Annotated in this window: 24 protein-coding genes; 11 read left to right on the top strand and 13 right to left on the bottom strand. The window is 57.1% G+C overall.

Annotated features, from left to right (window positions below; genetic code table 11):
- Positions 1-64 precede the first annotated feature (64 nt).
- Both RBB62_RS08170 and RBB62_RS08175 read left to right on the top strand, forming a co-directional pair.
- On the top strand, positions 65-526 hold the full coding sequence (locus tag RBB62_RS08170) for a DUF5069 domain-containing protein (protein ID WP_309398249.1): 462 nt from the start codon (positions 65-67) through the stop codon (positions 524-526).
- Between the two features lie 66 nt (positions 527-592).
- Entirely contained in the window at positions 593-1,042 is a 450-nt protein-coding gene (locus RBB62_RS08175; RefSeq protein ID WP_309398250.1) for a hypothetical protein, read from the top strand.
- 198 nt (positions 1,043-1,240) lie between these two features.
- On the opposite strand, the gene RBB62_RS08180 is transcribed toward RBB62_RS08175, so the two are convergent.
- The 3 genes from RBB62_RS08180 to RBB62_RS20265 form a co-directional block, all read right to left on the bottom strand.
- Positions 1,241-2,776 carry a hypothetical protein gene (locus RBB62_RS08180; protein ID WP_309398251.1) on the bottom strand — a complete coding sequence of 512 codons (1,536 nt, stop codon included), beginning with the start codon at positions 2,774-2,776 and terminating at the stop codon, positions 1,241-1,243.
- Between the two features lie 131 nt (positions 2,777-2,907).
- Positions 2,908-3,168, bottom strand: coding sequence for an FAD-dependent oxidoreductase (locus tag RBB62_RS08185; protein ID WP_309398252.1), 261 nt, complete (start codon positions 3,166-3,168; stop codon positions 2,908-2,910).
- Entirely contained in the window at positions 3,066-3,323 is a 258-nt protein-coding gene (locus RBB62_RS20265; protein ID WP_425499886.1) for an FAD-dependent oxidoreductase, read from the bottom strand. Before RBB62_RS20265 ends, RBB62_RS08185 begins: the two co-directional genes overlap by 103 nt.
- 137 nt (positions 3,324-3,460) lie before the next feature.
- Here RBB62_RS20265 and RBB62_RS08190 point away from each other — a divergent pair, with 137 nt between their 5' ends.
- Both RBB62_RS08190 and RBB62_RS08195 read left to right on the top strand, forming a co-directional pair.
- Positions 3,461-4,549 carry a polysaccharide deacetylase family protein gene (locus tag RBB62_RS08190; protein WP_309398253.1) on the top strand — a complete coding sequence of 363 codons (1,089 nt, stop codon included), beginning with the start codon at positions 3,461-3,463 and terminating at the stop codon, positions 4,547-4,549.
- 72 nt (positions 4,550-4,621) lie between these two features.
- Entirely contained in the window at positions 4,622-5,467 is an 846-nt protein-coding gene (locus tag RBB62_RS08195) for a helix-turn-helix domain-containing protein (RefSeq protein WP_309398254.1), read from the top strand.
- On the opposite strand, the gene RBB62_RS08200 is transcribed toward RBB62_RS08195, so the two are convergent.
- The 4 genes from RBB62_RS08200 to ppdK all read right to left on the bottom strand — a co-directional run bounded on the left by RBB62_RS08200 (position 5,457) and on the right by ppdK (position 11,244).
- A complete protein-coding gene (locus RBB62_RS08200; protein WP_309398255.1) occupies positions 5,457-6,803 on the bottom strand; it encodes an FAD-dependent oxidoreductase in 1,347 nt (448 codons plus the stop codon). The genes RBB62_RS08195 and RBB62_RS08200 overlap by 11 nt on opposite strands.
- A gap of 147 nt (positions 6,804-6,950) precedes the next feature.
- Positions 6,951-7,691, bottom strand: coding sequence for an SDR family oxidoreductase (locus tag RBB62_RS08205; protein ID WP_309398256.1), 741 nt, complete (start codon positions 7,689-7,691; stop codon positions 6,951-6,953).
- A 63-nt stretch (positions 7,692-7,754) separates the two neighbouring features.
- A complete protein-coding gene (locus RBB62_RS08210) occupies positions 7,755-8,339 on the bottom strand; it encodes a TetR/AcrR family transcriptional regulator (RefSeq protein ID WP_309398257.1) in 585 nt (194 codons plus the stop codon).
- A 142-nt stretch (positions 8,340-8,481) separates the two neighbouring features.
- The gene (gene ppdK, locus RBB62_RS08215) at positions 8,482-11,244 is read right to left on the bottom strand and encodes a pyruvate, phosphate dikinase (protein WP_309398258.1); all 2,763 of its coding nucleotides are present in this window, start codon (positions 11,242-11,244) and stop codon (positions 8,482-8,484) included.
- A gap of 256 nt (positions 11,245-11,500) precedes the next feature.
- Here ppdK and tatC point away from each other — a divergent pair, with 256 nt between their 5' ends.
- From tatC to recR, 6 genes are all read left to right on the top strand, one after another.
- The gene (gene tatC, locus RBB62_RS08220; RefSeq protein ID WP_309398259.1) at positions 11,501-12,250 is read left to right on the top strand and encodes a twin-arginine translocase subunit TatC; all 750 of its coding nucleotides are present in this window, start codon (positions 11,501-11,503) and stop codon (positions 12,248-12,250) included.
- 132 nt (positions 12,251-12,382) lie between these two features.
- A complete protein-coding gene (locus tag RBB62_RS08225; RefSeq protein ID WP_309398260.1) occupies positions 12,383-13,081 on the top strand; it encodes a lysophospholipid acyltransferase family protein in 699 nt (232 codons plus the stop codon).
- Positions 13,082-13,175: 94 nt separating this feature from the next.
- The gene (locus RBB62_RS08230) at positions 13,176-14,309 is read left to right on the top strand and encodes a hypothetical protein (RefSeq protein ID WP_309398261.1); all 1,134 of its coding nucleotides are present in this window, start codon (positions 13,176-13,178) and stop codon (positions 14,307-14,309) included.
- Positions 14,310-14,474: 165 nt separating this feature from the next.
- Positions 14,475-15,383 (top strand): NAD-dependent epimerase/dehydratase family protein, encoded by a 909-nt coding sequence (locus RBB62_RS08235; RefSeq protein WP_309398262.1) that lies wholly within the window; start codon positions 14,475-14,477, stop codon positions 15,381-15,383.
- Positions 15,384-15,528: 145 nt separating this feature from the next.
- Entirely contained in the window at positions 15,529-15,837 is a 309-nt protein-coding gene (locus RBB62_RS08240; RefSeq protein ID WP_309398263.1) for a YbaB/EbfC family nucleoid-associated protein, read from the top strand.
- 25 nt (positions 15,838-15,862) lie between these two features.
- The gene (recR, locus tag RBB62_RS08245) at positions 15,863-16,471 is read left to right on the top strand and encodes a recombination mediator RecR (RefSeq protein WP_309398264.1); all 609 of its coding nucleotides are present in this window, start codon (positions 15,863-15,865) and stop codon (positions 16,469-16,471) included.
- A 122-nt stretch (positions 16,472-16,593) separates the two neighbouring features.
- Here recR and RBB62_RS08250 read toward each other — a convergent pair whose 3' ends face one another.
- The 5 genes from RBB62_RS08250 to RBB62_RS08270 all read right to left on the bottom strand — a co-directional run bounded on the left by RBB62_RS08250 (position 16,594) and on the right by RBB62_RS08270 (position 22,780).
- Positions 16,594-18,816, bottom strand: coding sequence for an NADP-dependent isocitrate dehydrogenase (locus tag RBB62_RS08250; protein WP_309398265.1), 2,223 nt, complete (start codon positions 18,814-18,816; stop codon positions 16,594-16,596).
- Positions 18,817-18,975: 159 nt separating this feature from the next.
- A complete protein-coding gene (locus tag RBB62_RS08255; protein ID WP_309398266.1) occupies positions 18,976-19,956 on the bottom strand; it encodes a hypothetical protein in 981 nt (326 codons plus the stop codon).
- A gap of 8 nt (positions 19,957-19,964) precedes the next feature.
- Positions 19,965-21,461 (bottom strand): MBOAT family O-acyltransferase, encoded by a 1,497-nt coding sequence (locus tag RBB62_RS08260; RefSeq protein WP_309398267.1) that lies wholly within the window; start codon positions 21,459-21,461, stop codon positions 19,965-19,967.
- A 227-nt stretch (positions 21,462-21,688) separates the two neighbouring features.
- Positions 21,689-22,171: a hypothetical protein gene (locus RBB62_RS08265; RefSeq protein ID WP_309398268.1), complete on the bottom strand. Its 483-nt coding sequence runs from the start codon at positions 22,169-22,171 to the stop codon at positions 21,689-21,691.
- A 99-nt stretch (positions 22,172-22,270) separates the two neighbouring features.
- Positions 22,271-22,780 (bottom strand): hypothetical protein, encoded by a 510-nt coding sequence (locus RBB62_RS08270; protein ID WP_309398269.1) that lies wholly within the window; start codon positions 22,778-22,780, stop codon positions 22,271-22,273.
- A gap of 108 nt (positions 22,781-22,888) precedes the next feature.
- Between RBB62_RS08270 and RBB62_RS08275 the strand changes: the two genes are divergently transcribed.
- A complete protein-coding gene (locus RBB62_RS08275) occupies positions 22,889-23,521 on the top strand; it encodes an MBL fold metallo-hydrolase (protein WP_309398270.1) in 633 nt (210 codons plus the stop codon).
- A gap of 217 nt (positions 23,522-23,738) precedes the next feature.
- Here the strand turns inward: RBB62_RS08275 and RBB62_RS08280 are convergent, their stop codons facing one another.
- Positions 23,739-26,456, bottom strand: a complete 2,718-nt coding sequence (locus tag RBB62_RS08280) for a heparinase II/III domain-containing protein (protein ID WP_309398271.1) — start codon at positions 26,454-26,456, stop codon at positions 23,739-23,741.
- Between the last annotated feature and the right edge of the window lie 92 nt (positions 26,457-26,548).

A 26,548-nucleotide genomic window follows, 5' to 3' on the forward strand; every position in this document is an offset into this window, starting at 1 on the left:
TGGATGTTCAAAAAATTGCGTTTCGCACTTTTCGCTTGGGGAGGCATCTGTTTAGCTCGAGCGCATGAAATCCCGTCCCATTCCCGGCTCCACTGGTGAAGTGTTGACCGAGCTGCCATCGCCGTATCTTCCGCATGGGGCGTCCGGCCTGCTGCATTTGCCGCGCTTCATTGCAAAGATCCGCTACACGCAAAAACACGGTGAGCTGCCCAAAAGCTACCGCAAGAATTACAAGCGCGGCTTCGATCGTTTCCTTTGCATGCACCTGGGCGTCGAGCCCGCAGATGTGGAAACGATTGTTTGCGAAAGCGCCGATGACGCCGAGATGGACCGTCGTTTACTGGAGCTGTTTCCTGATGATGTGCAGGCGGCGAAGTGGAATCGCGAAGTCGTCCAAAAGGGCATGACGGAGGCGGGACGCGAGTTCATTCGCGAGTCGTTGGAGAAAATGGGCTGCCTGGATTGGGAGACGGAAGTGAAGTCGGTGGCGGATATGATCGAGCTCGATGAGGGGCGCCTGGGCTGAATGCCCTCAATAAAAAATGTTAGTTTTTTGGGAACCGACTGACATTATGCCGTGTCATTGGGCCCTATGTCTCGACGTGCTGCTGGCGACCCCTTGCCGCTGTGGGTGAAACTGTTGATGCTTGTTGCACCGGTTTCGCTGATTGGCGGCTACCTGGCGTACGAGAGTGAGCTACAGGAATCGGACAAGGCAAAATCCCCGCAGGTGATTGATGATATGGGAATGCAATTCCATACGGGCGCGAATCGGGATGAGGCGTCAATGGAGTCGGGACTCGCCGTTGGTTCAACTAATATCGGCAGTCAGGGCAGCGTTTATCAGGAGCGCATGGTTGATCTTTCAGCCAGTAAATCTTTGGCATTCTCAGCAGATGATTCGGTGCAGGCATTTCTGGGGGAGAGCGATTCTGAAACCGCTCTGCTTTCCGGGGTGGGGGAGGAATCTAATTCTGTGGGTGAGGGTGCCATACGTTTTCTGCCAGCGGCGGCAGCAGAGTTCGGATCAGGGCAACCTTAAGTCCTCTTCATGAACGCATCGGACGGGTAAATGGCATTTGGCTCATGCGTGGATGTCTTCTTTCCCACGTAATTGATTGCATACGCTGATAATCCCCTTGCCTGGCGTCAGGGGGCATCAATGGATTTGTGCTTTCACCTTTATAAGGACAGTTAGCCTTTGGTGGATCGATTCAGCTTCAGCGCTCTGTCATTCCTATTACGGAATGGCTGCGGGCTTGGGATTTTCGACCCATTCGCCAGTGCGTTGATGCATGTCAGTCCAGATGAATTTCCAGTTGTCCTTGCCGTTGTCCTGGCTGGGAACTTGGTCGCGATACATAGCCCACATGTCTTCCACGAAGGGGTCCGCCGTACGTTTTCCGGGAATCCATTTCGGCATTTCTTGGAAGTTTTCATCGCTCATCCAATAATCGACATAGTCAAAGAACGCGTCGTGATTCCAGTCAGCCTTTGCTCCCATGAGGAGTGCGGACAGCGCGGTGCCTACGTAGGTGGAAGAATTGATGAAGCAGTAGTTGTTGGACTTTTTATCCATCTTGGTCCACTCGCTTTTGGGCTTCTCTTGGTAGGGGGGCTTGGGGCCGGTGTGCCAGCACATTTGCCAGAGCGTGTCCTGGCCTTCGGCACCTTGGCCGTAGTAGGTGTCGAGGTCTTCCTGAAAGACGAATGTGGGGTGTGGGGCTGCCGCGCTGGGCATCACGCGCTTGTCACTTGCTGGGATGGCGGGCCAGTCGATCATAGCTGGTTCGTCGAGCATGATGCTGGTGAACATGATGGGCCACTTCCGTCCCTGCCACCATCCACCATCGGAGAAGAACATTTCACCGCTGTCGATAACGGAGCGGAGGTCGATGCCCCACTGGATGATCTCATACATGAGTTTTTCTTTTTGCTCTCTGGGAGCATCCGTCATGAGCATCAGCGTGGCGATGTTGCCCATGCGGGAAACTTCGCGGCCATAGCCATTGCCATTCAGCGACGGGCCAAAGTATTGAACCAGCCAGCTACGTGGGATCTCCAGCCAAGGGCGTTCGTGCACACGCTCGAATGTTTCCCACTGAGGCATGGACGCGGGGGCAGGCAGGCTGGGAAGCTTGTCCCATTGAATGTTACGTGCGTAATAAGCGGGGCGAGCGGTGCCAGCGTAGGGAGGGCGAAATGCGTCCTCGGCTGGCGCCTCAGTAACACAGGTCAGCAAGGCAGCGGATTCGACGACGTAGTCGCCAGTGGGCTTCTTGTAGAAGATGCGTTGTTGGCCCAATACATCGGGTGTCGCCAGCTTATCCTTGGCACCGTATTGCTCACTGCTGACGGATGACAGCAGGATGTCGCCGGGATTCAGCACTACTGGAAAAGCCACACTCAGTGACGCATCATAGCTCTTGGAGCGTGAGTCGAGCCCTTGGCTTCTCAGACTTTTCTGGACGCCAGGGTTGACCATTGAGCCGTTGCGCATGCTCTTGTCGTCTACGTTGGCAGTGGCTCCATAAATACTTTTGCTGCTGTCCTTGGCGTCTGATAATGATGGTCCGGGCTGTGGGGTCACGCTTACTACGTTGACCGGGCCCACGACCCAGTAGTCGCCGGATACGTATTGCCCGACCTCTTGGGGCTTGTCGAAAGTCCAGGTGATGCCGTATTGGCTGACTTCGGTGGCCATTTCGGCACAGAGTGTGGAGGAAAACGCCACACCAACGGCAAGGACGGAAGTTATTTGGGGGATTTTGAACATAATGAGTTAGGCTGATATCACTTTTCGCAACGTATTGTCATGCATTATTCGGCAAAATCTTACATTGAGCGCAAGATTGAAAGTGTAATCATCTGCTAATACTCGTTGTCTTTCGCTCACAGGCATCATGGCTATTGGCGTGCCACTATCGCGCCGTCGGCTTCCAGTGCTTGTCTCATGGTCATGGCTGAGGCCTGAACGCGATAGGCGGAGTTGGCCAATTGGTCGCCGGAAATACAGTGCCCGGCGGCGAGGAAGCGGTCGATTTCCCTGGTGCATCCAGTGCGCATCAGGGATCTATGTGAAATCCGGCAACTTCCGCCTCTCCAGTTCGACCGTTCTGCGGACCAGATCCCAGCCGATACCAGCGATGATTTGCCGTTTCCAGGCATGAAATAGGCCGGGGAAGGCGATGCGGTTGCGTGTTGTGGCTCAGCCGAGTAGTGAGCCTTTTGTCAACGAGAAGTGTTTTGGCCTCCATGCGGGCAGCTTGGATGGCGGTGGGGTAGCCAGCAGGACCTCCGCCAAAAATAATGACGTCATGCATGATGTTTTTTATGTAACTGATTTATTGGGTTCAGTGCAGCTTTTGCGGGCTTTAGGGAGCAGAGCGAAAACGAAGATTAGACCATTGACCTAAAGCGATAGATAGGCGAGCGTCTAGGCATGAGGTATTCACTTTGCTTGTTTCCCTTGATTGCAACGACGGCGCTTTTTGCTGGTGAAAAGCAGCTGCTCAATCTCGCTGGGATTCCGAAAGAAGAGCGCATGAATGTGCCGGTTGAGTATGTATGGCCGGAGAATCCCGGGGAGGCTGCCGTTTGTCTTTGGAAGGACGACAAAGCGGCGGCAATCAGCTACACCATTGATGATAACTGCGCGATGAACATTGATTGGTGGCTCGCCGAGGCAGGCCAGCGGGATATGAAGTTGACGTGGTTTCTCGTCACTGGAGGCATTAGCAACTCCAACCCCAAGATGAACGGCGAGTGGTCGCAGTGGCAGGCGGTTTATGATGCGGGGCATTCGATCGAATCGCACACGGTAACGCATCTCAGTGGCGCGAGTAAGCCGGAGTGGCAGGGCATTGAGTGGGAATATGGCGACTCCAAGCAGGCTATTGATGCCAATGTCGCAGGCAACTCCGCGACTGCGCTCGCGTATCCCGGTGGGGGCAACTCTGCTAAAAACGATCCCGAGGTGGCTCAAGGAATATACATCGCTGCCCGTGGCACGCGTGGCACGATCAATGGGGCGCGTGGGCTCAATTACATGAGCATCAATGCGATGAGTCGGCCCAATATTGGCGATAATCCCAAGGCGAGTTTCAGTGATTGCTCGCGCCTGATCGACCCGGCGGACACGAAGGCCTATCGTGGATGGGGTGTCTTTATCTACCACTACATCAAGGGGGAGAATATGGATAAAACGCGTGAGCAAATGGACTTCTATTACAGTAATCGTGATGCCTTTTGGTGCGCTTCTTTTTCTGATGCGGCGAAGTATGCGCAGTCTCGCGACACCTCGAATCTCGAAGTCTTGGAAAACTCGAATCAGCGTATAGTCCTCAGTTTGAGCGATTGGATGAAGGACGAATATTTTAACCACCCGCTGACGGTTAAAGTGCGTCTGCCGGATGACTGGAGTGGCTTCCGCGCCAGGCAAGGAGATGGGCCCGAGCTGAACACGCGCGTTGTCGAGCATGACGGGGCACGCTATGGCTATGTCGACATCATACCCGATGGTGGTCAGGCAATTTTGATTCCGGGCTAGGCGGCGCCGGGTATCTAATTTGAGCATAGACTCAACGCGTGACGGTTGATACGGTTGCGCGTTTTTTGTTTTATGAGCCAGGAACTGTCGCCGCCAGATGAATTCATTGCCGCTATGTTGCGGGTGCCTTTGGATGTGGTGGAAATTGAGCGCAAGCAACATGCATCGGGCACGGTCATTCGCGATGAGGTCTTGATGACTAACCGACTGATCTTGGTCGTAAAAGGGGCGCTGAACTACCAGGTTGAGCGAAAGAAAAAGCGGATGACGGCTGGTAAGCAGCTTTTGGTGCCCAATTGGGTGAGGCGCACGTGGCGCACGTCGCAGGGCTGTGAAATTTACTACGTCGACTTTGCCGTCAAGCACCTGGACGCGAGTCCGCTGACTTTGTTTTGGCGTGACGCGAATAACATTCCACTCGAATGCTGTGCTATGGACCGGATGCGTGATGCTTTGATTCAAAGTCAGGCTGATGATGGCAGCCGTCGATTGTTAGAACTTGAGGGCGAGCTTAAGGGAATGCTTGGCCGCTTCTGGCCTACGGCGAACGCGCTGCATGAGGCGGTGTTCGCGAACACGCAATTTGCCGATGCCTTGCACCCCGAGGTGCGCCGGGCAGTAAAGTGGCTCAGCGAGCACTTTGCGCGGCCCGATGCGATTGCGGAATTCTATGAAACCTTGAGGCTGAGCCCGGACTATTTTCGACGGCAGTTTGCTGAGGCCTACCGGGAGAGCATGCAGACGCGGCTCAATCGAATCCGGCTGCGGCATGCGCGTTTTTTGCTCCATGAAAGCAGCCTGTCGGTTAAGGAGATTGCCGGAGAGTGCGGGTTTAATGATCCGTTGTTTTTCTCACGGCAGTACCGGAAGTTTTGGGGCGTTTCGCCATCGCAGCACCGTGCCGGTGCTAAAGGATAATTGAGCCACCATCGGCCAGGGTGGTTCGTAGCTTGGCGGGGCTCACTTCGCGGGCGGGGCATTCGTTTTTGAGCGCCAGGTAGGCGGCGACACCGGCGGCTTCACCGGTTTGGTTCATGTTGACCATCACGCGAATGGCACCGTGGGCAACGGTATCAGCGTCGATGAAACGACCGGCAGCGAGCACGTTACCAAACGGGCCTTGCGGCACGAGGGAGCGGTAGGGAATCTGGTAGAAGGTTGGGCTTTGGGCCGTTGCTTCGCGCCAACGTCCATTCTCATGAGGAAGGCCGGGGCGGGTGTAAACTTCGCGCCCATCGAGATAGCGGAAGGTGATGCCTGGCTTGTCATCGTGGTGGATGTCCACGCGATAGCTGCCATTGGCAATGGCGTCGTCAAAGCGTTTTCCGTGAAGCACTTCGTCGCCGGTCAGTTGGTGTAGGCAGCGCACATGACGGGTTTCGCGGATCCCGATGCGGGCGGGTAGGGCTTGGAGGGCTAGCTTGGACTCGGGCGCGTATTTGCGGAGGATGTCTTGAATAGCGCGGACTTGTCGTCGGCCCTCAATCTCGGCCTTCGTGAAGCCTTCGGCGGTGGAGCAGTTCTCAAAGACCCGCGTGCCGGCCAGCATGAAGACGTCGGAGCCGGGGATGTTGCCGCCCCAAGCAAAGCCGTCGGGCAGATCGTATTCGTCGGCGTGTTCGCGAATAAGTGCTCCCCAGTTGGCGTTGCCAAGCGAGTCCCATTCACTGAAGGTGGCGCAGGTGGTGGATGGCTGGCGGCGCGCGGCCAAATAAGTGTCTAGTCCGAGGCGCTGGCAGAGATCGCCGTCGCCGGTAGCGTCGATGAAGAAACGCGCCTTGATGGCCTCACGGCCGTTCTTGTTTTCGATGGCGATTGCAGTGAGCTGTCCGTCCTGCACGATAGGCGCTACGAACGAGGTATGGAGCCAAGGCGTGATATTGTTTTCGGTAATGAGCTCATCGAGCTCGATTTGCATTTCGGCGGAGTTGAAGCCCCACGCGACGCTGGCGTTGGCTAAGTCTTCTTTGACCGAGTTACGGCGTTTTAGGCGGTCGATGACTTCCTGTGTCAGGCCGGCGAAGATGCGTTTTTCGAACACTTCATCCAGCGGCGTGTGCCAAACATTGACCAATGACAAGGTGGCCACGCCACCAAAACAGCCCATCTTCTCAACGATGGCAACGGATAATCCCAGGCGCGCGGCGCGAATCGCCGCAAAAACGCCGGTGCAGGAGCCGCCGAGAACACATAGGTCAAATTCCCCGACTACGGGGATTTCGCGAGCCGGCTCGGAGATGAGGTTTTGAGTCATGAGAATGAGCATCATCGAATGCAGGCGAGAAGGCTAGTCGCGACCCATAGCGGGAAGGAGCGCTTGAATGGACTCAACACGTGATTTTGTGAAAATGAAAAAGCCCTGGCGTTTAAGCCAGGGCTTGGTGAACTGTAGATTTCTGTTTTAGGCCTCGACGGCTTCCGGCGTGACAAAGGTCTTGGCGAAGCCTTGGTATGCCTCATGGAACTGTCGCGCCACACTGTCGGGGAATACGAAAAACTCGTTGTTTTCCAGAGCTCGGATGACGCCTGTGGCGACGAGCGAGGGCGGTTCGGCGACATCGGTGAAACCGGCTTCGTCGCCCATATCCGTCGCGATCGGGCCAGGGTGAACGCTCACTAGCTGCGTGCCTTGTTCCGCCAACTTGGTGCGCAGCGCCTGTGTGAAGGAGTAAGACGCCGCCTTGGATGCGCAGTAGGTCGAGAGGCCATCGAAGTCTTTGAGCGACGCAACTGAGTTGAGCTGCACAAGCGTGCCACCGCCGTTGGCTTTGAGCACTGGCGCGAAGGCTTGGGCGACGCGGAGCAGGCCCTTCACGTTCACGTCGAAGACGGTGTCAATCTCCCCTAAAGCGGATTCGTCGAGGATGTCCAGCGAGCTGATAATGCCTGCGTTATTGATGACCACGTCGACGTCGGTTGCGGTTTGGGCGGCCTGCTTGATTGATGCCAGATCGGAAAGGTCGGCGTAGATTGGCACAACACGGTCGCCGAATTCGTCGACGAGCGGTTGGGCTGATTTCACGTTGCGGACTGCAGCGTAAACTTTGGCTGCGCCTGCGTTGATAAACTCAGTCACGAGTGCTTTGCCGATGCCGCGATTGGCACCAGTGATGAGGACGGTTTTGTTTTGGATCTTATTCATGGTGTTGGTTTGGTTGTTTGGCATAAGTTAGAACAATCGGTCTAGGTTGTGGGCAAAAAAAATTTAGAGAAGGATTTCTTCCAGCTGTTTGTAGGATTGGGCCAGGTATTCGCGCCCAACGGCGGTGCGCCCAACGAGGGCGGCACCCTGCGTGAAGCAGATCAGCAGTCGGGCGGCGGAACGCGGGTCGACTTGGTTGGAGATTTCGCCTTGGCTGCGGGCTTGGGCGAAGGCGTCAAAGAAGACGTTTTCCAGTTGCTCCAGTGCTGATTTCAGGAACTCGACTTCGTTCGCATCGTTTGCATCGAAGTCCGCCATGCAGGACCCGAGTAGACAGCCGTGGCTACAATCGTCAGCATGCATGTCGACGAATTTACTCAGCAACTTGCGGAGGTTCTCGCGCGATGAACCAGACTCTAGGAGCAGCGCGCGGAAGTTGGCGGCATTCTCAACGGCGTAGGCGTGGACACACTGTTGAAAGAGAGCGCGCTTGTTGCCGAAGGTGTCGTAGAGACTCTTCTTACCGATGCCCATCGCGGCAGTGAGCTCCGACATGCTGGCGCCCTCGAAGCCATGCGCTTTGAAAACCGCAGTGGCGGCGCTCAAGGCGATATCGGGATCAAAGCTTTTGTCGGGTCCGGGTTTCACAATGCGGTCAATTTAGCATAGTAAACCGATCGGTCAAGGTTGTGGGCGATTTTTCAGAGGCTTTTTTTGAGCAGGAATTTGAGGGTACAAAAAAGTCCCGGCCGCAAACGACCGGGACTTTGAAAATGTTGACTAGGCAGCTTTACTTGCCGAGCGCAGCCTGAGCGGCAGCGAGGCGGGCGACCGGCACGCGAGGCGGCGAGCAGGACACGTAGTTGAGGCCGACCTGGTGGCAGAACTTAACCGAGTTCGGTTCGCCGCCGTGCTCACCGCAGATGCCGAGCTTGATGTCGGGGCGGGTAGCCTTACCCTTGTCAGCGCCCATTTGCACGAGCTGGCCAACGCCGGTTTGGTCGATCGAGTCGAACGGATTCTGCGGCAGGATGTCGAGCTCCTTATAGTCCGGGAGGAACGTGCCGACGTCGTCACGGCTCATGCCGAGCGTGGTTTGGGTCAGGTCGTTCGTGCCGAAGCTGAAGAACTCAGCGGTCTCAGCGATTTGGTCTGCGGTCAAGGCAGCACGTGGGATTTCGATCATGGTGCCGACCATGTACGGAATCTTGATGCCCTTCTTTTCCATGACTTCAGCAGCCACGCGGTGGACCACTTCAACCTGGAGATCGAGTTCCTTCTTGAAGCCGACGAGCGGGATCATGATTTCCGGGGAAACCTTGATCTTCTTCTTGGCGGTCAAGCAAGCTGCGGCTGCCTCGAAGATCGCGCGGGCCTGCATCTCGGTGATTTCCGGGTAGGTGATGCCGAGGCGGCAGCCACGGTGACCAAGCATCGGGTTCTGCTCGTGCAGGGCCTTGACGCGCTCGCTGATGAATTCCGGAGTTACGTCGAGTGCTTCGGCGATTGCGCGGCGAGCGGAGTCGTCGTGCGGGAGGAATTCGTGCAAGGGCGGGTCGAGGAGGCGGACGGTTACCGGGCGGCCTTCCATTGCCTTGAAGAGACCCTTGAAGTCGTTGCGCTGGAACTTAAGGAGCTTCTTAAGCGCTTTGCGACGGCCGTCTTCGTCGGTGGCGAGGATCATCTCACGCATGAACGTGATGCGGTCGCCTTCGAAGAACATGTGCTCGGTGCGGCAGAGGCCGATACCTTCAGCGCCCAGAGCAACAGCCTGCTTGGACTGAGCCGGGGTGTCGGCATTGGTGCGAACGCCCATGGTGCGGTACTTGTCAGCCCACTTCATGACCTGGTCGAACATCTTGTAGGTGTAGCTCTTGGCCGGCTTCAGCTTGCCATTGAACACCTGAGAGACTTCGGACGGAGCGGTCGCCATGGCGCCGGCGTAGATTTCACCGGTGGTGCCATCGATGGAGATGAAGTCGCCTTCACGCAGAACGGTCTTACCGACGGTGAGGGTCTTCTTGCCGTAGTCGATCACGACTTCGTTGGCGCCGCAGACGCAAACCTTACCCATTTGGCGGGCAACGAGAGCAGCGTGCGAGGAAACACCACCACGGCTGGTCAGGATACCTTCAGCAGCGATCATACCACGGAGGTCTTCCGGGGAAGTTTCAACGCGGCAGAGGACAACCTTGTTACCCTTGGCAACCTGTGCTTCAGCAGCGGCTGCGGAGTAAACGATGTGACCAGCGGCAGCGCCGGGGCCTGCGGGCAGACCAGTGGTCAGCGGCTTAGCCTTGGCGAGTTCCTTGGTGTCGAAGATTGGCACGAGGAGGCTGGAGATCGAGTCAGCCGGGATACGCTTAACCGCGGTGGCGTCGTCGATGAGCTTTTCCTTGACCATTTCGTAAGCGATGCGAACAGCGGCGAGGCCGGTGCGCTTACCGTTACGGGTCTGGAGCATGTAAAGCTTGTTGTCTTCAACGGTGAACTCGAAGTCCTGCATGTCAGTGAAGTGCTGCTCGAGCTTGGCGCGAACTGCTTCGAGTTCAGCGTGAGCATTCGGCATTTCTTCAGCGAGCTTGGCAATTTCGTGCGGGGTGCGAACACCGGCCACGACGTCTTCACCCTGAGCGTTGATGAGGTATTCGCCGTAGAAGACGTTCTCACCGTTGGCCGGGTCACGAGTGAATGCAACACCGGTAGCGGAGGTGTCACCCATGTTACCGAAGACCATAGTCTGAACGTTAACTGCGGTGCCCCACTCAGCAGGGATGCCGTACTTTTGACGGTAAAGGATCGCACGCTCGTTCTGCCAGGAGGAGAACACGGCGCCAACTGCACCCCAGAGCTGTTCGTAAACGTCCTGCGGGAAGGAGGAGTTCGTGAACTTCTTAATGAGGGCTTGGTAGCGCTTAATGAGTTCCTTGAGGTCTTCAGCGGTCAGGTCGTTGTCCATCTCGACACCGAGTTCCTGCTTGAGGCCGTGGAGAACTTCTTCGAAAGGCTCGTGCGCGTCTTCGTCGTCGACTTGCACACCCATAACCACGTCACCATACATTTGGATGAAGCGGCGGTAGCAGTCGTAAGCGAAACGCTCGTTGCCGGATTTTTCAGCCAGGGCGACGACAGTCTTGTCGTTCAAGCCGAGGTTGAGGATGGTGTCCATCATACCGGGCATCGACTCACGGGCACCGGAGCGAACACCGAAGAGGAGCGGGTTTTCTTCGTCGCCAAACTTCTTTTTGGTCTGTGCTTCGATGTTCGCAACTGCTTGCTTAACTTCCGCTTCGAGGGTCTTGGGGTAGGATAGCTTGTTGTCGTAGAAATACGTGCAAACTTCCGTAGTGATGGTGAAGCCCGGAGGAACGGGCAGCTTGATACGCGCCATTTCAGCAAGGTTGGCGCCCTTACCGCCGAGCAGTTCCTTCATCTTGGAATTGCCCTGAGTTTTTCTACCGAACTCGTAGACGTATTGTACCGCCTTTTTCACGGCCTTTTTCGCGACCTTTTTCTTCGCGGCCTTTTTCGCCTTCTTCGTTTTTGTTGCCATCCTGTGTGATGATATATGGGTTTACTTTTGTGCGAATTTCCTCCGCTGTATCGCTTGTAACGAAGCGGAAAAGACGTGACACAAAAGCGGTTTTCCAAACCCTGTCAATGATTTGCCGCTCTAGCAGAGCGAGATATACACGTACGTAACGCACCTCATCTAAAAAATGAATAACGATTCGGCATCAGACGAAGACGAATTGGACACGACAGAATCCTCGGAAACCGCTGAGGGCATCATGGGATTTTGGGATCATGTGGAGGAGTTGCGCTGGGTGTTGATCAAGAGCATGGTGGTGCTGATGATTGCCTGCGGTTTGGTCCTGGGCTTCGGGGTATGGTTTGCGGACGCCCTGCAATGGCCATTGCTACAGGCCTTCAAGCTGATTGGCGATCCCGACCGTGAAATCCTTTTGCGGACGGACGGGCCGATGAACGTTTTCACGTTTATTCTGCAACTGGCGTTTTTTGGCGGGGTGGGATTGTCGCTGCCTTTCGTGTTATATTTCGCGGTGAGTTTCATTGCGCCGGGTCTGACGGATCAGGAAAAAAATATTCTTAAACCGGTATGTCTCGCGATTTTAATTTTATTTATTTCTGGCGTGGCGTTGGCGTTTTTTCTTCTGCTCCCATTTTATTTGTATGTCTCACTGAGTTTTGAGCAGGCTTTCAATTTTGCCTCTTTGTGGACCCCGGTTAAATATTACGGCCTTGTGATTTGGACCGTACTGGGGTTGGGCATGCTGTTTCAATCGCCGCTGGTCATCATTTTGCTGATCTATTTGGATATCGTTTCAGCGGACCGGCTGAGGGCCGGGCGTCGCTACGCGATGTTTATTATCTTGGTCATTTCTGCGCTGATCACACCCGGCGGCGATCCACTCACCTTGATGGTCACCGCGCTGCCATTGTGGGGACTCTACGAGGGCTCGCTGATTGTCGGTGCCCGACTCCGCGCTCGCCGCAAGTTCGAGGAAGTTGACGAGGCCACCGAGGAGTGGAAATAGGCAAACGCCCGATTTACTCTGATGGGTAAAGTCAGCTCAGCCGCCAATTTCTCTGCGCGCATGCGCGACTGGTATAATAACCGCACGGCGCAGCATTGCCTTTTGGCGCGGGGCTGATTTGGTTCAAGGGCAATGATGCCCGAATCCAAAAGCGTGTGGCGCCAAGCTCTCCTAGCGGCTTACCTGCGGCGAAAATATCGTCAGCGTTTCTATTCAGTGCGTGTGGGTGGGTTTGCGGGTTGGCAGGAATGGTTGCGCTCGGAGATGCCGTTTCCGCTGGTGTTTTTCGGCAACCACCAAACGTGGTGGGACGGGCTGCTCGACTTTTCGCTGACCCGTAGTTTTGGGATCGATCAGCGAGTGATGATGGAGGCCAAGAACCTTCAGCGTTTTCCTTACTTTCAGAAGTGCGGCGTGTTCGGCGTTGATCTGGAATCTGCTCGCGGGCGGGGGCAGGGGCTGCTGCACGCTGTGCGCTTGCTCAGTGAGGAATCGGAGCGGCGTTGCCTGATCATTTACCCGCAGGGGCGGCTGACGGCCGACTGGGACGAGGCACCGCTGCAAGGTGGGCTGGAGGCGATTTTAAAACGCGCGCCTCAGGCGACTGCGATACCGGTGTGGCGCCATTTTCACCACGGCAAGCACGAGCTACCGGAGGTGGAAATGCAGCTTGGTGATCCTATTTTGCCGGGGCAGGCGCTAAGCACAGCTGATCTTGGGGATGCATTGGAATCTGTTCGCTTATCATTGTTCTTGCGATTAAAGAAGTCCGAGGATAAAGAGTTATTTTACATTTCCAGGCGAATAAAGTCCTTACGTGGAGAGACTTAGAGAAACAAGGAAATACCTCTCACACTTTGAGGATTTTTCTTTACGTTTTGGTTTGATCTAACGATGATCGAGGGTTCCAACTCGTATAATACCCATGGCCGAAAAATCAACACTCGTAGAGAAGTTGCCACCTATTGCTAAGGGCAATAGCCCAGCGTCAACTTCTTCGTCTACACCCACCACACCCGCGCCGTCATCTACGACGACCTCAGTCGCCAAGCAACAATCCAGCGTCAAGACCACTCCCAAGGTCGAATCCAAGACCGCTGCGCCAGTTCAGACTGCGGAGAAAAAAGATGATGTCGTCGCCGCAACTGCGGTTGAAGAGACGCCGCCTCCTGGGATGCACTCGACCGCCTTCACGCATGCGACGTATTATTCCTTTTTGGGCGATGCGATTTTATGGGGCTGTATCGGCCTGTTCCTGTTTGGCAAAGCGTTTAAAGACAAAGCCAAGGTGCGTTTCGTCTCGATGGCGACTTACGGCGGCCTGCTGATCGCCGTCGGCTTCATGTTCTTCATCTTGAGCAAGACTTACGCGGGTTACATACGTGGCGAAGCTGCGGAGCCGGGCCTCGGTTTGCGCGGTTTCTGCTGGGCGGTGTTTGCGCCGGTGCTCTTCTACGTTATTTCGCGCATCATCAAAGTGCCGGCGGAGGACAAGAAGTTATACCTGACGATGTTTGGGCTCGGCTCCGGCATTTTCCTTTTCATCGGGCTCTCCCATCTGGTGGGTGGACGCATGGAGCAACTGGGGCTGTCGGTTTTCCCGTTCCTGTTTTCAGCCAGCCTAACGATGCTGCTGTTCATGACTTTGGGGCAGGGTGCCAGCGCACTCCGTGGTAAGCTCAAGCAGGGGGTGTCGATTGTGGTCTTTATGATTATCGGTGGCTGGTTCCTTTACCCGGTGATCAACTTGCTGTCGCACCTGACCGAGAACATGACTTTCTATAACTTTGCGCTGAATATTTTGGACCTTGTGCTCTTGGCGGGCATTACCTACGGGTTGTGGGAAACGATGTCTTCGCGCACTGACCGCATTCTTTTCAAGCCGTCGTTTGGTAAAGCAGCCAAGGCTTCAAAGTCGCCCTTTACGGTAGATGCTCCCAAGGAAAAGGAAGCAGAGGAAGAGTTCTCTGTTGCACGCGACTCCAAGCCAGCTGCTCCATCAGCTCCCAAGCCTTCTTTTAAAAAGCCTAAGCGTCCGCCTTCATTCAGTAACAACTAAGAGGGCGTTTTAAATCTTAGTTGAGCTTTGCTGGTGAGCGTCTTTGAGGTCGATATTCCATTCTCAAATTCATCTCGCTGACTTTCTAGGAATGCTAGTCACCCTCTCAGCGCCTTTTGCGGCTAAGGGTTGACCTCCCATGCTGCGTCTCCCTAATGGCGAGGCATGGGAAGTGAAGTTTTTCAAGATAGTTCAGTACTGATCTTAGGCTGTGGCTACGTGGGAGTAGCCGTGGGCAAAGCGCTGGCCACTGCTGGCGCTCAAGTGGATGCGCTAACCCGAAATGTCGACCGAGCAGCGGAAGCCAATGGGTTTGCGCGGCAAGTCTACCGCTGTGATCTCGACTCCGCTGAATGGCATAGCCAGGTAGCCGAGCAGTACGACTTCGTGCTCAACTGCGTGAGCTCGGCGGGCAACGGCATGGAGGGCTACCGCAAGAGCTATATTGGTGGCATGGAGTCGGTCATTGCCTGGGCTCAGAGTAAGTCCATCGGCACGTTTGCCTACACCAGCGCGACGAGTGTTTACCCGCACAGCGATGGACGCATCGTGACCGAGGAAGACGTGCCAGCTGACCTCACCGCGAGTGGCGATGTGCTCCGTGAAGCCGAAGAGCTGATCGAAAACGCGCCCGCTGGTTCGTGGGACCGCGCCTTCATTTTGCGCCTGGGCGCGATCTATGGCCCAACCCGTCACCACCTGCTGGATGCCCTCAAGCGTGGGACGACCACTTTCCCCGGCGAAGGTGGTTTCTATCTAAATTACATTCACCTCGACGACATCGTGAGTTCGGTGCTGGCGGCATTTGCGTCGGCGGATTCCCCGGGTGGCGCGTTCAACGTAGTCGATGGCGACTACCCGACGAAGGCCGATGTCGTTGAATGGCTGGCCGAGCAAATTGGCGCGCCGAAGCCGGTCTTTGACCCCAGCGCTCAAGGCCGCCGTGGTCCCATGCGCACCAACGCGCAAGGCAGCTTGCCGAACCGCCGGGTGTCCAACGAAAAGCTCCGTCGCGAACTCGGCTGGACCCCGAAGTTTCCAGATTTCAAAGCTGGCTACGCAGGGCTGCTGTAAAGTCCGTAAGCTCGTGTTAAGTTATCGCCCGTTTCGCCATTTGCCCAATGGGCAAACTCTCCGGTCCAGCGAGACGCTGGGAAATCTTTCGATCCAACGGGACGTTGGCTTGACTTGGGGCAAGGTTCGCAAACGCTAGTTGATTATGGCCGGAGTCGGTAAACTTTTAAAACAAGCACAGAAAATGCAGCGCAAAATTGAAGCGCTGCAGGAAGAACTCGCGCAGACCGAGCTGGACGTTTCCAGCGGCGGTGGCGCCATCCAAATCAAGATCAATGGCGCGGGCGAGTTCCAGTCCATCAAGCTTGACCCGGAGTTCCTGAAGGAAGACGCCGAGTTCGTGGAAGAGACGCTGCTTGAAGCGATCAAGGAAGCCGCCGCGAAGTCCAAGGCTTTCAACGAAGAGAAGATGGGCGACGCCACTGCGGGCTTCCAGTTCCCGGGGATGATGTAAGCGCCTTGCCGCGCGCAAGTTTCTAATGTCGCCGGCCTTCGAAAAAGTTCACCAACTGCTCAAGCAGTTGCCAGGATTGGGCCACCGCTCCGCCGAGCGCGTGGCGATGCACCTCATTGTGGAAAAACCAGAGCGTTTGCAGCCGCTGTGCGACGCTTTGGAAGAGGCGGCCGAGAAGCTTCATCGCTGCCCGATAACCGGAAACTTGACTGAGGAAGAGGTGTGCGAAATCTATGCGGACATCACGCGTCGCAAGGAGATCGTCTGCGTCGTGGAGACCGTGCCCGATCTGATGGCCATCGAGCGCTCGGGCGCCTACCGAGGTGTTTATCACGTGCTACATGGCAAGTTGTCGCCATTGCATGGCATTGGCCCGAACGATTTGAATTTTAGCCCGTTGTCCAAGCGCATCGAAGCCGGCGAGGTCAACGAAATCATCCTTGCGCTCTCGAACGACATCGAAGGCGAGGCGACCTGCCACTTTATTCAGGACGAAATTCTGGCTGGCAGGGGCGACATCTCGATTAGCCGCATCGGCTTCGGGCTGCCCAGCGGCGGGGGCATTGTCTTCGCCGACGCCGCAACTCTCCGCAATGCGCTTGAGGGGCGGAAGAAGTTCTCAGAGGGCGTCTAAGCCGGGATGCATCATTTGCGATTGGGTTTGATGTCCACTGTAGCACGTTGCAGTTAGCAATAACAAAAGGCCGCCCCACATTGGGACGGCCTTTCGGTTAAATCAATGTTCCTACGCCTCGCTTAGATCTTGCCGAGGATGGTGTTGAGCGTGGCGCTCGGGCGCATGGCGGTGGAGGCCAGGGCGTCGTTCGGCTGGAAGTAGCCACCGATTTCTACGGGCTTGCCCTGCACGGCGATCAGCTCTTCGACGATGACCTTTTCGTTCGCGGCTAGTTCTTCAGCGATGGGCGTGAAGACGGCCTTGATGTCGGCATTGTCGTTTTGCGCAGCGAGCTCCTGCGCCCAGTAAAGCGCGAGGTAGAAGTGCGAGCCGCGGTTGTCGATGCCGCCTACGCGACGCGTCGGGGACTTGTCGTTCTCGAGGAACGTGCCAGTCGCAGCGTCGAGGGCCTTGCCGAGCACCTTGGCTTCGGCGTTGTTGAAGGTCTCACCGAGGTGCTCGAGGGAAACGGCCAGTGCGAGGAATTCGCCCAGAGAGTCCCAACGCAGGTAGTTCTCAGCAACAAACTGTTGGACGTGCTTCGGAGCCGAGCCGCCGGCGCCGGTTTCGAAGAGGCCACCGCCGTTCATCAGAGGAACGATGGAGAGCATCTTCGCCGAGGTGCCGACTTCGAGGATCGGGAAAAGGTCGGTCAGGTAGTCGCGGAGGACGTTACCGGTGACGGAGATCGTGTCCTGGCCCTTTACGATGCGTTCTAGGCTGTATTGGCAGGCGTCGGCCGGCTTCTTGATCAGGATTTCGAGGCCGCTGGTGTCGTGGTCCTTCAGGTATTCGTTGACCTTGGCGATGAGGCCGGCGTCGTGCGCGCGGGCTTCGTCGAGCCAGAAGACGGCGGGGTCGCCGGTGGCGCGCGCGCGGTTCACAGCCAACTTCACCCAGTCGCGGATCGGGTCGTCCTTGGTTTGGCAGGCGCGCCAGATGTCGTTGGCTTCCACGTCGTGCTCGATGAGGACCGAGCCGTCGGCGTCGACGACCTTTACCTTACCGGCAGCAGGGATTTCAAAAGTCTTGTCGTGCGAGCCGTATTCTTCGGCCTTTTGCGCCATGAGGCCCACATTCGGCACCGAGCCCATAGTGGCCGGGTCAAGTGCGCCGTTCTGCTTGCAGAAGTCGATCGTGGCTTGGTAAACGCCGGCGTAGGAGCTGTCCGGGATGACTGCCAGGGTGTCCTGGGTGCCGCCCTTGGTGTCCCACATTTTGCCGCCGATACGGATCATAGCGGGCATGGAGGCGTCGATGATCACGTCGCTGGGGACGTGGAGGCCGGTGATGCCCTTGTCGGAGTTGACCATGGCCAGCTCGGGGCCCGCAGCGTAAGCGGCCTCGATGTCGGCTTCGATCTCCGCCTTCTTGTCAGCGGGAAGGGTGGCGATCTTGGCCACGAGGTCGCCGAAACCGTTGTTCAGGTTCACGCCGAGCTCGGCAAAAGTGTCCGCATGCTTGGCGAGGAGGTCCTTGAAGAAGACCTTCACGCAGTGGCCGAAGATGATCGGGTCGGAAACCTTCATCATGGTGGCCTTCATGTGCAGGGAGAAGAGCACGCCATCGGCCTTGGCCGCGGCAACCTGCTCCGCGAGGAAGGTTTCCAGTGCGGCAACACTCATCTTGGTGGCGTCGAGCATTTCGCCAGCCTTGAGCTTGAGGCCGCCCTTGAGGACTTCCTTGGAGCCGTCGGCACCTTCGAAAACGATGTCCACGGTGGTCGCAGCTGGCACGGTGACGGACTGCTCGTTGGAGTAAAAGTCGTTCGCGCCCATAGTGGCGACGCGGGTCTTGGACGCGCTGGTCCACTCGCCCATGGAGTGCGGGTGCTTCTTGGCGTAGTCCTTCACGGCCTTCGGCGCGCGGCGGTCGGAATTGCCCTCACGCAGGACGGGGTTCACGGCGGAGCCCTTTACCTTGTCGTAGCGGGCCTTGATGTCCTTCTCCTCGTCAGTGGAGGCGGTGGCCGGGTAGTCGGGCAGCTTGTAGCCCTTTTCCTGAAGCTCCTTGATCACCGCATTGAGCTGCGGCACGGAAGCAGAAATATTCGGCAGCTTGATGATGTTGGCCTCGGGGGTGAGGGTCATCGCGCCCAATTCGGCGAGGTGGTCGCCGATGCGTTGTTCTTCGGTCAGGAACTCGGGGAAGACAGCCAAAACGCGGCCAGCCAGCGAGATGTCGCGCGTCTCAAAATTGACGCCAGCGGGCTTCGCGTAAGCTTCGATAATAGGCAGGAACGAGTAAGTCGCCAGTGCGGGCGCCTCGTCGGTCTTCGTGTAGATAATCGTGGGTGCGGACATGGTAGTCGAGTGTGTGTTTTCTGTAGTGACCAGCCAACTAAGAAGCCCACACGCGCTAGGTCAACTCTCAAAGGAGCCTGCGGCTCCACCCAGAGATTTGCCCATTGGGCAAATGGCGGCGGGGCAGTGCTGCCTCTTGAAAAATAAACTCTGGTGCGGCTAGTCTACGGAGAGCTCCGGCTCTGTTGCTAATTCATCGCGCCTCATTGGTGGCTGGAGGACGGGAAGGACATCGTGGTTGAGCATGTCTACGCCAGTTTGCGGCAAGAAGTGAGTGGGGTCAGCGGCAAAGAATTTATCCGGCTTAGAATATTTGCTGTCCATTAAGTCGATGGTGTAGGGAAAGAGTGCTTTGACGTCAGCTTTCCATTGGTCGACCACGGGCTGGATGTCGGCATCTTCAATCAACTCCAGGCTCTGCTCATGCATCGGAGTGAAGACGACAATGGCCACCATGCCGCGACCGTGTAAGAACTCAGCCAGCTGCGCCAGATAGGTCATGCGCTCGGGAAGCACGGCGAAGTCCTTGAACCATTCTGCGTGCTTATTAAACTCGCGCTCAGCCATGACGGGATTGGGCGTGGACTTCTGGACGAACCAGCGGTTTGCGATGAAGGCACCATTGCGGGCGAAGGTGGGATCGGAGCCCTGCAGGTTGCGGCGTATTGTTTTAATAGAGTCATCCAGTGATTGTATGCTGAAAATGTGGTCAAGCGTCTCGGTAAAGCCGGGTGGTTGAAAGGGGTCTGGCTTGAGGGGCTCGGTTTCGCGAAAGCTCCAGAAGTCGAGCATCAGGATGGCGACGTCTCCGCTGTCGATGTAGTGATCGGCAAAGTAGTAAAGTTCTTCCGGGGTTGCCCCGCCAAAGCTGGCATTGAATACATTGTAGCCTTTTACCTTTTCCGTGGGGATCATGCCTGGTTTGCTGTTGCCAAGCAGGACCGCATTGAAGTTACCCTGCTGGTAGAGCGGAGGCTTGGTATGGCGGTCCTGGCTGGTGTAAATGCCGAGGCTGTTCTGGCCGAAGATGCCATAGGGATCGATGAAGTAATTGATCCCGCCATCGAGGAGCAGCCCGGTGACGATCACGATCGCGAGCGTCGCCAGGTATTTGCCAAAAGTTTTCTTATGCTCACTCATCGCCGGTCCTAAAATTGGTAGTAGAGGAATTCACTGCGGTTGGACAGGGAGAGGAACGCCGTCAGGAAGAGCAGCGCGGTGACCACGGCCCAGATGACCGTGGGTTGCCAGGCCAGCTTGGCTGGCTCAACATTGGGTGCGCTGTCGCCCTCGGGTGGTTGGAAGTAGTTGGCCATCAGTTGGGCGAGATTCGGGCTAAACCAGCAGAACGCGGTCAAGGCGGCCAGGAAACCGAAAATCTGTGGCTTGAACAAGGCGGTGTGCTCGGAGACATCGGCCAGCCCAAACATCGCCTGATAAACTGCTGATGCGGCAAAAAAGTCTTCCGCGCGGAAGAGCACCCAAGCCAGCACCACGCACAAGAACGTTAAGCCGACTCCGGCAATCTTACCAACGGGGAACTTGCCGCCTGCCAGTTTGCCTGTGAAGGGCAGCTTACTCTGGAGACGGCGGAAGTGGTGGTTGATCAGGAGGAAAGCGCCGTGAAGCACACCCCAGAGCACGAAGGTCCAACCCGCGCCGTGCCAGATGCCGCCCAGGAACATCGTTGCCATCAAATTCACGTCGCGCATGACGGGGCCTTTGCGGTTGCCACCGAGGGTGATGTAAACGTAGTCACGCAGGAAGCGGGAAAGCGTCATGTGCCAGCGACGCCAGAAGTCGATGATGCTGGCAGCCTTGTAGGGGGAGAGGAAATTCAGCGGCAGGCGAATGCCAAAGAGTAGCGCCAGGCCGATGGCCATATCTGTGTAGCCGGAGAAGTCGAAGTAGATCTGCATCGTGTAGGCCAGCGCGCCGGCCCAGGCTTCCCAGCTGTAGAGCGGCAGCCCGTTGTTCGCTGCGGCAAAGACCTCGCTGGCCTGTGCGCCAATGGCGTCCGCGATGACGACTTTTTTGAACAACCCGAAGGCGAAAAAGGTTAGGCCAATGGCAATGTTATCCCACTTCAGACGATAAGTGTCTTCGTGCTCAAATTGCGGCATCATCTCCTTGTGGTGGACGATGGGGCCAGCGATTAGCTGCGGGAAAAACACCACAAACAGCAGGTATTCGCGAAATTCATACAGCGGCGCGTTGTCCTCGTAGCAATCGACCAGGTAGGCAATTTGTTGGAAGGTGAAAAACGAGATCGCCAGCGGCAGGATGACTTTATCCAGCGTCCAGCCGACTTCGAGCACGGCATTGATGTTATCCACGAAGAAGTTCGCGTATTTGAAATAGCCGAGCAGAGCGAGGTTCATGAACACGCCGATCAGCGTGACCAAGAGGTTCGGCCGTCGTCCGCGCGTGTAGTAGCTAATCGCTGCGCCCATGCCGAAATTGACGAGCGCCGAGCCCAACACGAGGCCCAGATAAATCGGGTTCCACCAACCGTAGTAAAACAGCGACACTGCGATCAGCCAGCTTTGCGCCGTCTCTTTATTGAAAAAGCGCGCAAGCAGGTAATAGCCGATCACCGCCAATGGCAGAAAGGCGAGTATGAATTCGTAAGAGTTAAATAGCATCGCAGCCGGGCTTATCTAAGCAACAGCTAGGACTATGCGAATATCATAGAATGCAAAGAAAAAATACGTAAAACAGGGCGCATTCAGGTAGGCTTTTACTGTCTGAATGAAGTTTTTTGCCTATTGGAGTATTCTGATCAGGGCAAAAATCCAGCGCGTGCCTGCCGCTCAACGGCAGATGCTTAGTGCCATTGGCTAAGTGAGTAATAGCTCTTTGCGTCGGGAGCTTAACTCGCGGTCGCAGCGGCTTCGTCAACCCAGACCACGGACCAGCCGGACTCCTGGTCCACGTAAATGATCGGTGTCGCGCCCTCGATATCCGTTTCCACGGAGTCCACGATGTTGGGCGTTACGGCCTGAGCAGTCGCATCGTTGCCGGGCAACAGGAAGGCAATGGCGGCGAATAAAATGATGGCCGCCGCCGCGCTGGCCGTCCAAAAGCGTGGCCAGACCAGGTTCGATTTCTTGGGTTGGCTCGGTGTGGCCGTGGGCGCGAGCTGCTCTTTGAGCGATTGCCAATCCTGCTCGATGGCAAGCTCGCTCAGCACGGGGGGCAGGTTTTCAAAACGCTCCTGTTGTGCGGCCAATGCGTCGAGCCACGGCATCGCCTCGGGCTCTTCGCGGATGAGACGGCCGGCGGCGTCCTCCTCGGCGGGGGAGCATTCCCCGTCGTAGAAGCGCATGAGCAATTGTGCGTCGGCGTCTTTCATCAGGGTAAAGGTTAGCTGCGGATGACAGAAAAAGGCGAGGCGAAAGGATGTCTCCCTTCGCCCGCCTTGTGGTCACTTGGGGAAGCAACTAGCGGCGGCTCAGCCGAAGCGGCAGTTGCTGCGGTGGCGGCCGATCCAGATACGTTCGCGGACAGTCTTATAGCAGCCGCCTTGGCGGACACGGATCTTCACGCCGCAGGAGTTGTAGCGCCAGGTGTAGGAGACGGGCACATAGACACGGCGTTCGACAACTTTCCAGCGGCCGCCGCCACAGCCGCATTTTTCGTGTCCACGGTTGTTTCGGCATTGCTTGTCGTAGCTTTTGCCAGGGCGGGGGGAGTATTTGCTAAAGCGGTCCTTGGGGCCCCGGTCAAGGTTGCGATGCTGGTCGTAGCGGCCGTGGTCTTGCTCATAGTGGACATAGACTTCCTCGCGCACGGGTTGGTGATCGTGGAGGGACTCCGAAAGGATGACGCCGCCGATGAAGCCGCCCAAGGCAGCCAGAGCTTCGTCGTTGTGGTTGTGGTGGCCGCCGCGGGCTTTGGCGGGTAGGGCGCTGATGCCCAGGATGAGCGCGCAGGTTGCTCCGAATTTCAGGATGTTTTTCATGGTTTGCTGGGTGTTGATGTTCGCTGGTTGAACGAGCGGCGGCGGAGGTTTATTCGAATTTCGACGAAAAAAATTTTCCGATGGCGAAATTTGCGGTAGGGAAGGGGCATGCAAATCGATGTCTTCGAACTTCCGCCCATCGGCACCAATGCCTACTTGCTCAGCGACGCCAGCCGCGGCGAGGCCGTTCTAATCGACGCTCCGCTTTCTGCCTGGGAGACGATTGCTCCGCGGCTCGATGGCGACGGCCTCACGCTCAAGGCGGTGCTGCTCACGCACGGGCACTTCGACCACGTGCTCGGCGCTGCGGAGTTTAACCGACAGGGCATCCCCGTTTACGCGCACGAGGACGACCGAGAGCTGCTCAACTACCTGCCGCAGCAGATGGCGATGTTTGGCATGCCGGGCAAGGTGGAAGTCCCGCAGGTTGACCACTGGTATGATGTTACCAAGCCGCTGGAGTTGCTGGGCCACTCAATCGAGGTACGCCACACGCCGGGTCATTGCCCGGGCAACGTCACTTTCTACTTTGCTGATGAGGCTGCTGCCTTCGTGGGCGATGTGATTTTTGCTGGCAGTTATGGTCGCACTGATCTGCCTGGTGGGAGCACAGAGGTCCTGCGTCAAACTTTCCTCAACGAAATATACACCCTACCGGACAATACCTTACTCTATCCGGGGCATGGGCCGTCAACTTCCGTTGGCGTCGAGAAAAAGAGCAATCCACTGGTTCAAATCTGAATAGGGCTGTATGGCGGCAGAATCGGCGAATTCACCCTAGGCGCTGATACGTTCTTGCTTAGATCGATCCGATTTCTATACTGTGCAATTCTTAAGTCTATAATAGACGCTACTATAACTATTATTGCTGCTGCAATCATGCCGGGGGGAGACTTGTTCTCCCCCTGGCCGTTCCCCGGGTTCTTTGGGGATTTTTTGTGCCCCAATACCGGCTGTATTATTCGTAGGAAATACGCGTAACCTTCAGGCGGATAAACTGACCCGCCGCTAGCTCGACCGTGATCGGGCGATAGCCATCTGCAAGGGCGTCCACGCTGAAATTGGCGCTGCCGGTCCAGTCGCTGTTGGTGGTTTTGGTGAGCACCGTAGTCCAGACGCCATTGAGCGCGGGCGAAGTTTGCACTTCGTACAGCACATCCATCAAGGCGGTTTCTGGCACGGAGAATTGCAGCTCTATCTGCCCTGCATTCGTCGTGACGTCTGGCCGCCGTTGGGTGGGCTGCGCGGGGTCCATGCCCAGGGCGTATTCGAGAAAGTTGGCCAAGCCGTCGCCGTCGGGGTCGCCTTCCTCACCGGTGTCTCCGGCGCTGATGTTGTTGTCGACCCACAGCAGGAAGCCGCTGGTTAAATTGACCACAAACGCCGCGCTGTCGGTCGAGCCGTAGTCGCTGGTGATACGCACCCAAAACGAGGAGGGGGCCGAGAGTGAGCCCGTGTCGAGTGTTGGCGAATCGCCGCCCACGGGCGTGCTCGTGTCGCCGACTGCGCCTTGATACCACTCGTAGTTGACGGGGCCCAGCCCGCCGCGGGCCACGGTCAGCGTGGCGGATTCGTTGACCCCGACATCGCCGCCGGTCGGGTCTTCGTAGATGGTGGGCGCGGCTTTCAAAGCGATGTCCGAGGCGGTGGCGGCATCGGGCGCAAAAGCCCAGCTCCACTCGTCGCTGATGCCGTTGCCAGACACGGTCACGGTGGCGCCGCTGACGGAGACGTTGCTCAGGGTGACGGTCAGCGCGCCGTGATCCCACAAATCATAAACGCTGGCCAGTTGCAGGTTTTGCGTGGCGGCGGCGGTTAGTTGCAGCTGCTGCCAACCGAGCGAGCTGTTGCGGTTGTCAGCGGTGGAGGTCGTGATCGCGCTGCTGAGAGATTCCGTGGCCGCGATGTCGAACTCGCAACTGGCAGCGTTTTTCACGAGCGTATATTGCAGGTTGGCGGCGTCGCGGGTGGTGATGCCGCTGGACTGAATCAGCCAGTCGATCTGGCGGTCGACGTCGGCGCGAATGTCGTCCAGCACCAGCACGTAATCGCCGGGCTTCCAAATGAAGGAGCGCCGGTAGCGGCTCAGCGCGCCGAGATACCCGCCCTCGGCCTCGCCTTCGGTAATGACCACATCGCCGTTGTCCTCGATCCAGGTGATGTGCGCCATCTCGGTCATGTCCTGGCCGCCGGTTCCCGGCTGGGTGTAGGTCATGCCCTCGGCGCGGCCCTGGGAACGCTGGCCCACGCCGTCGACGAGGATCGTGTTGTGGTTGGAGGATTTTTTGCTGTATGAATAGCGGTCGGTTTCGGCGACCCACTCGTCTTCTTTGAAGAGGATGAAGCTGTTGGCGTTGGGGTCGTCGTGGGCGACGTTCACGTAGGCGCCTCCGTTGGCGTTGCGATAGTCGTTGAGCCGCAGGCCGCCGAACACGGGGGCAATGAACATCGCGCCGGCGTCGTTGTTATCCCAACCCTCGCGCATGTAGGTGAGGCCGAGGTCTTCGAAATGCGCAATGAGTGGCAGGTTGTGATAATCGCCGCCCAGGTCGCTCGTGCCGCGCCAGATGAGGCCCATCCAGCCGTAGGCGTAGGCATTGCTGTTTTGAGTGAGGTGGTAGTCGATGGCGTTTTGCAGATCGGCCTGACCGTGGCGCGCGGCGGCAAGCATTTCAAATTGGCCATAGTTGCCGGCGCTGTCTCCGCCGTCGCCAAACATGAAGTAATGCCCGAAGCCCGGCGCGATGGTGTGCATTTGGAATGACACGACGTTTTGATAGAAGGGCAGGTCGAGGTAGTTGGTGCCGAAGCAGCGGTCCGCCGCATCGAGGGCGAGGGTCAGGTGTGTGCCGCCGAAAACCTGGTAGCTCGGCGACTCGTGGGACGTGCCATCGTCGGGCAAATACTCCGCCACGAAGGCCAACTCGTCAAAGACCTCGCGCAGCAGCCATTCTTCGTCGGGGTCGCCCTCGTAGGCGGCGAGCATGCACAATGCCAGCCCGGCATTGCGGTGCCAGCGGTGGTTGTTTTGCGGGTCCACCTGCCAGTAGCCGCCTTGGCCGCCGAGGTGCCCAAGGTGATACAGCGCGCGTGCGTGGTAAAAAATCTTTTGGCGAAACTGCTCACGGAAAGTCGGGTCAGCCGTGCCCAGGTAGTCATACATGAGGTCGTAGCAAATGGCGGCGCCGATCATCATGTTCGCCGCGGCCATGCCGGAGTTCGCCTCCGTGCCCGTTTCCCAATCGGTGTAGCTGTCGAGCCACTGCATGTAGGCGAGGGTGCGGTCGCGGGAGGTCGTGTCGCCGGTCAGCGCGTAGTGGAGGGCCACGGTGGGCATTCGCCAGAGCCCTTGGCGCTGGGCTTCGGTGGCGTCGGTTTGGAAGCTGGAACTCGCTGGAACTTTCGATGCGCCGAGGTAGCCGAGCAGCTTGTTGTAGTGCGTGAGCAGTGGCTCACTGCCGAGGTTGGCCTGGATTTCGGCGAGCCCAATGTCGTCAAACAACAGGCGCGGATGCTCGCCGATCAGCGCGTCATCAAAGGGCGCGTAGTCGGCGGGATCGATTGTCGGATCGGTCGTTGGGACCGTGGCCGCAGGCATCAGGGATGACGCACACAGCAGCGCGGCGACGCAAAGATGCGTCCGCCAGTGGTGGCAGTTTGGTAGGAAATGACTCATAGGGGGATTTGAGTGCGTTTTCAATATATCACTTTAGGTAACGCATTTCGCCAAAGCATTCTGGCAATGGCGATGCTGCTTTTGCCCCCCTG

It is taken from the genome of Cerasicoccus maritimus (assembly GCA_031296935.1).
Lineage (GTDB): Bacteria > Verrucomicrobiota > Verrucomicrobiia > Opitutales > Cerasicoccaceae > Cerasicoccus > Cerasicoccus maritimus.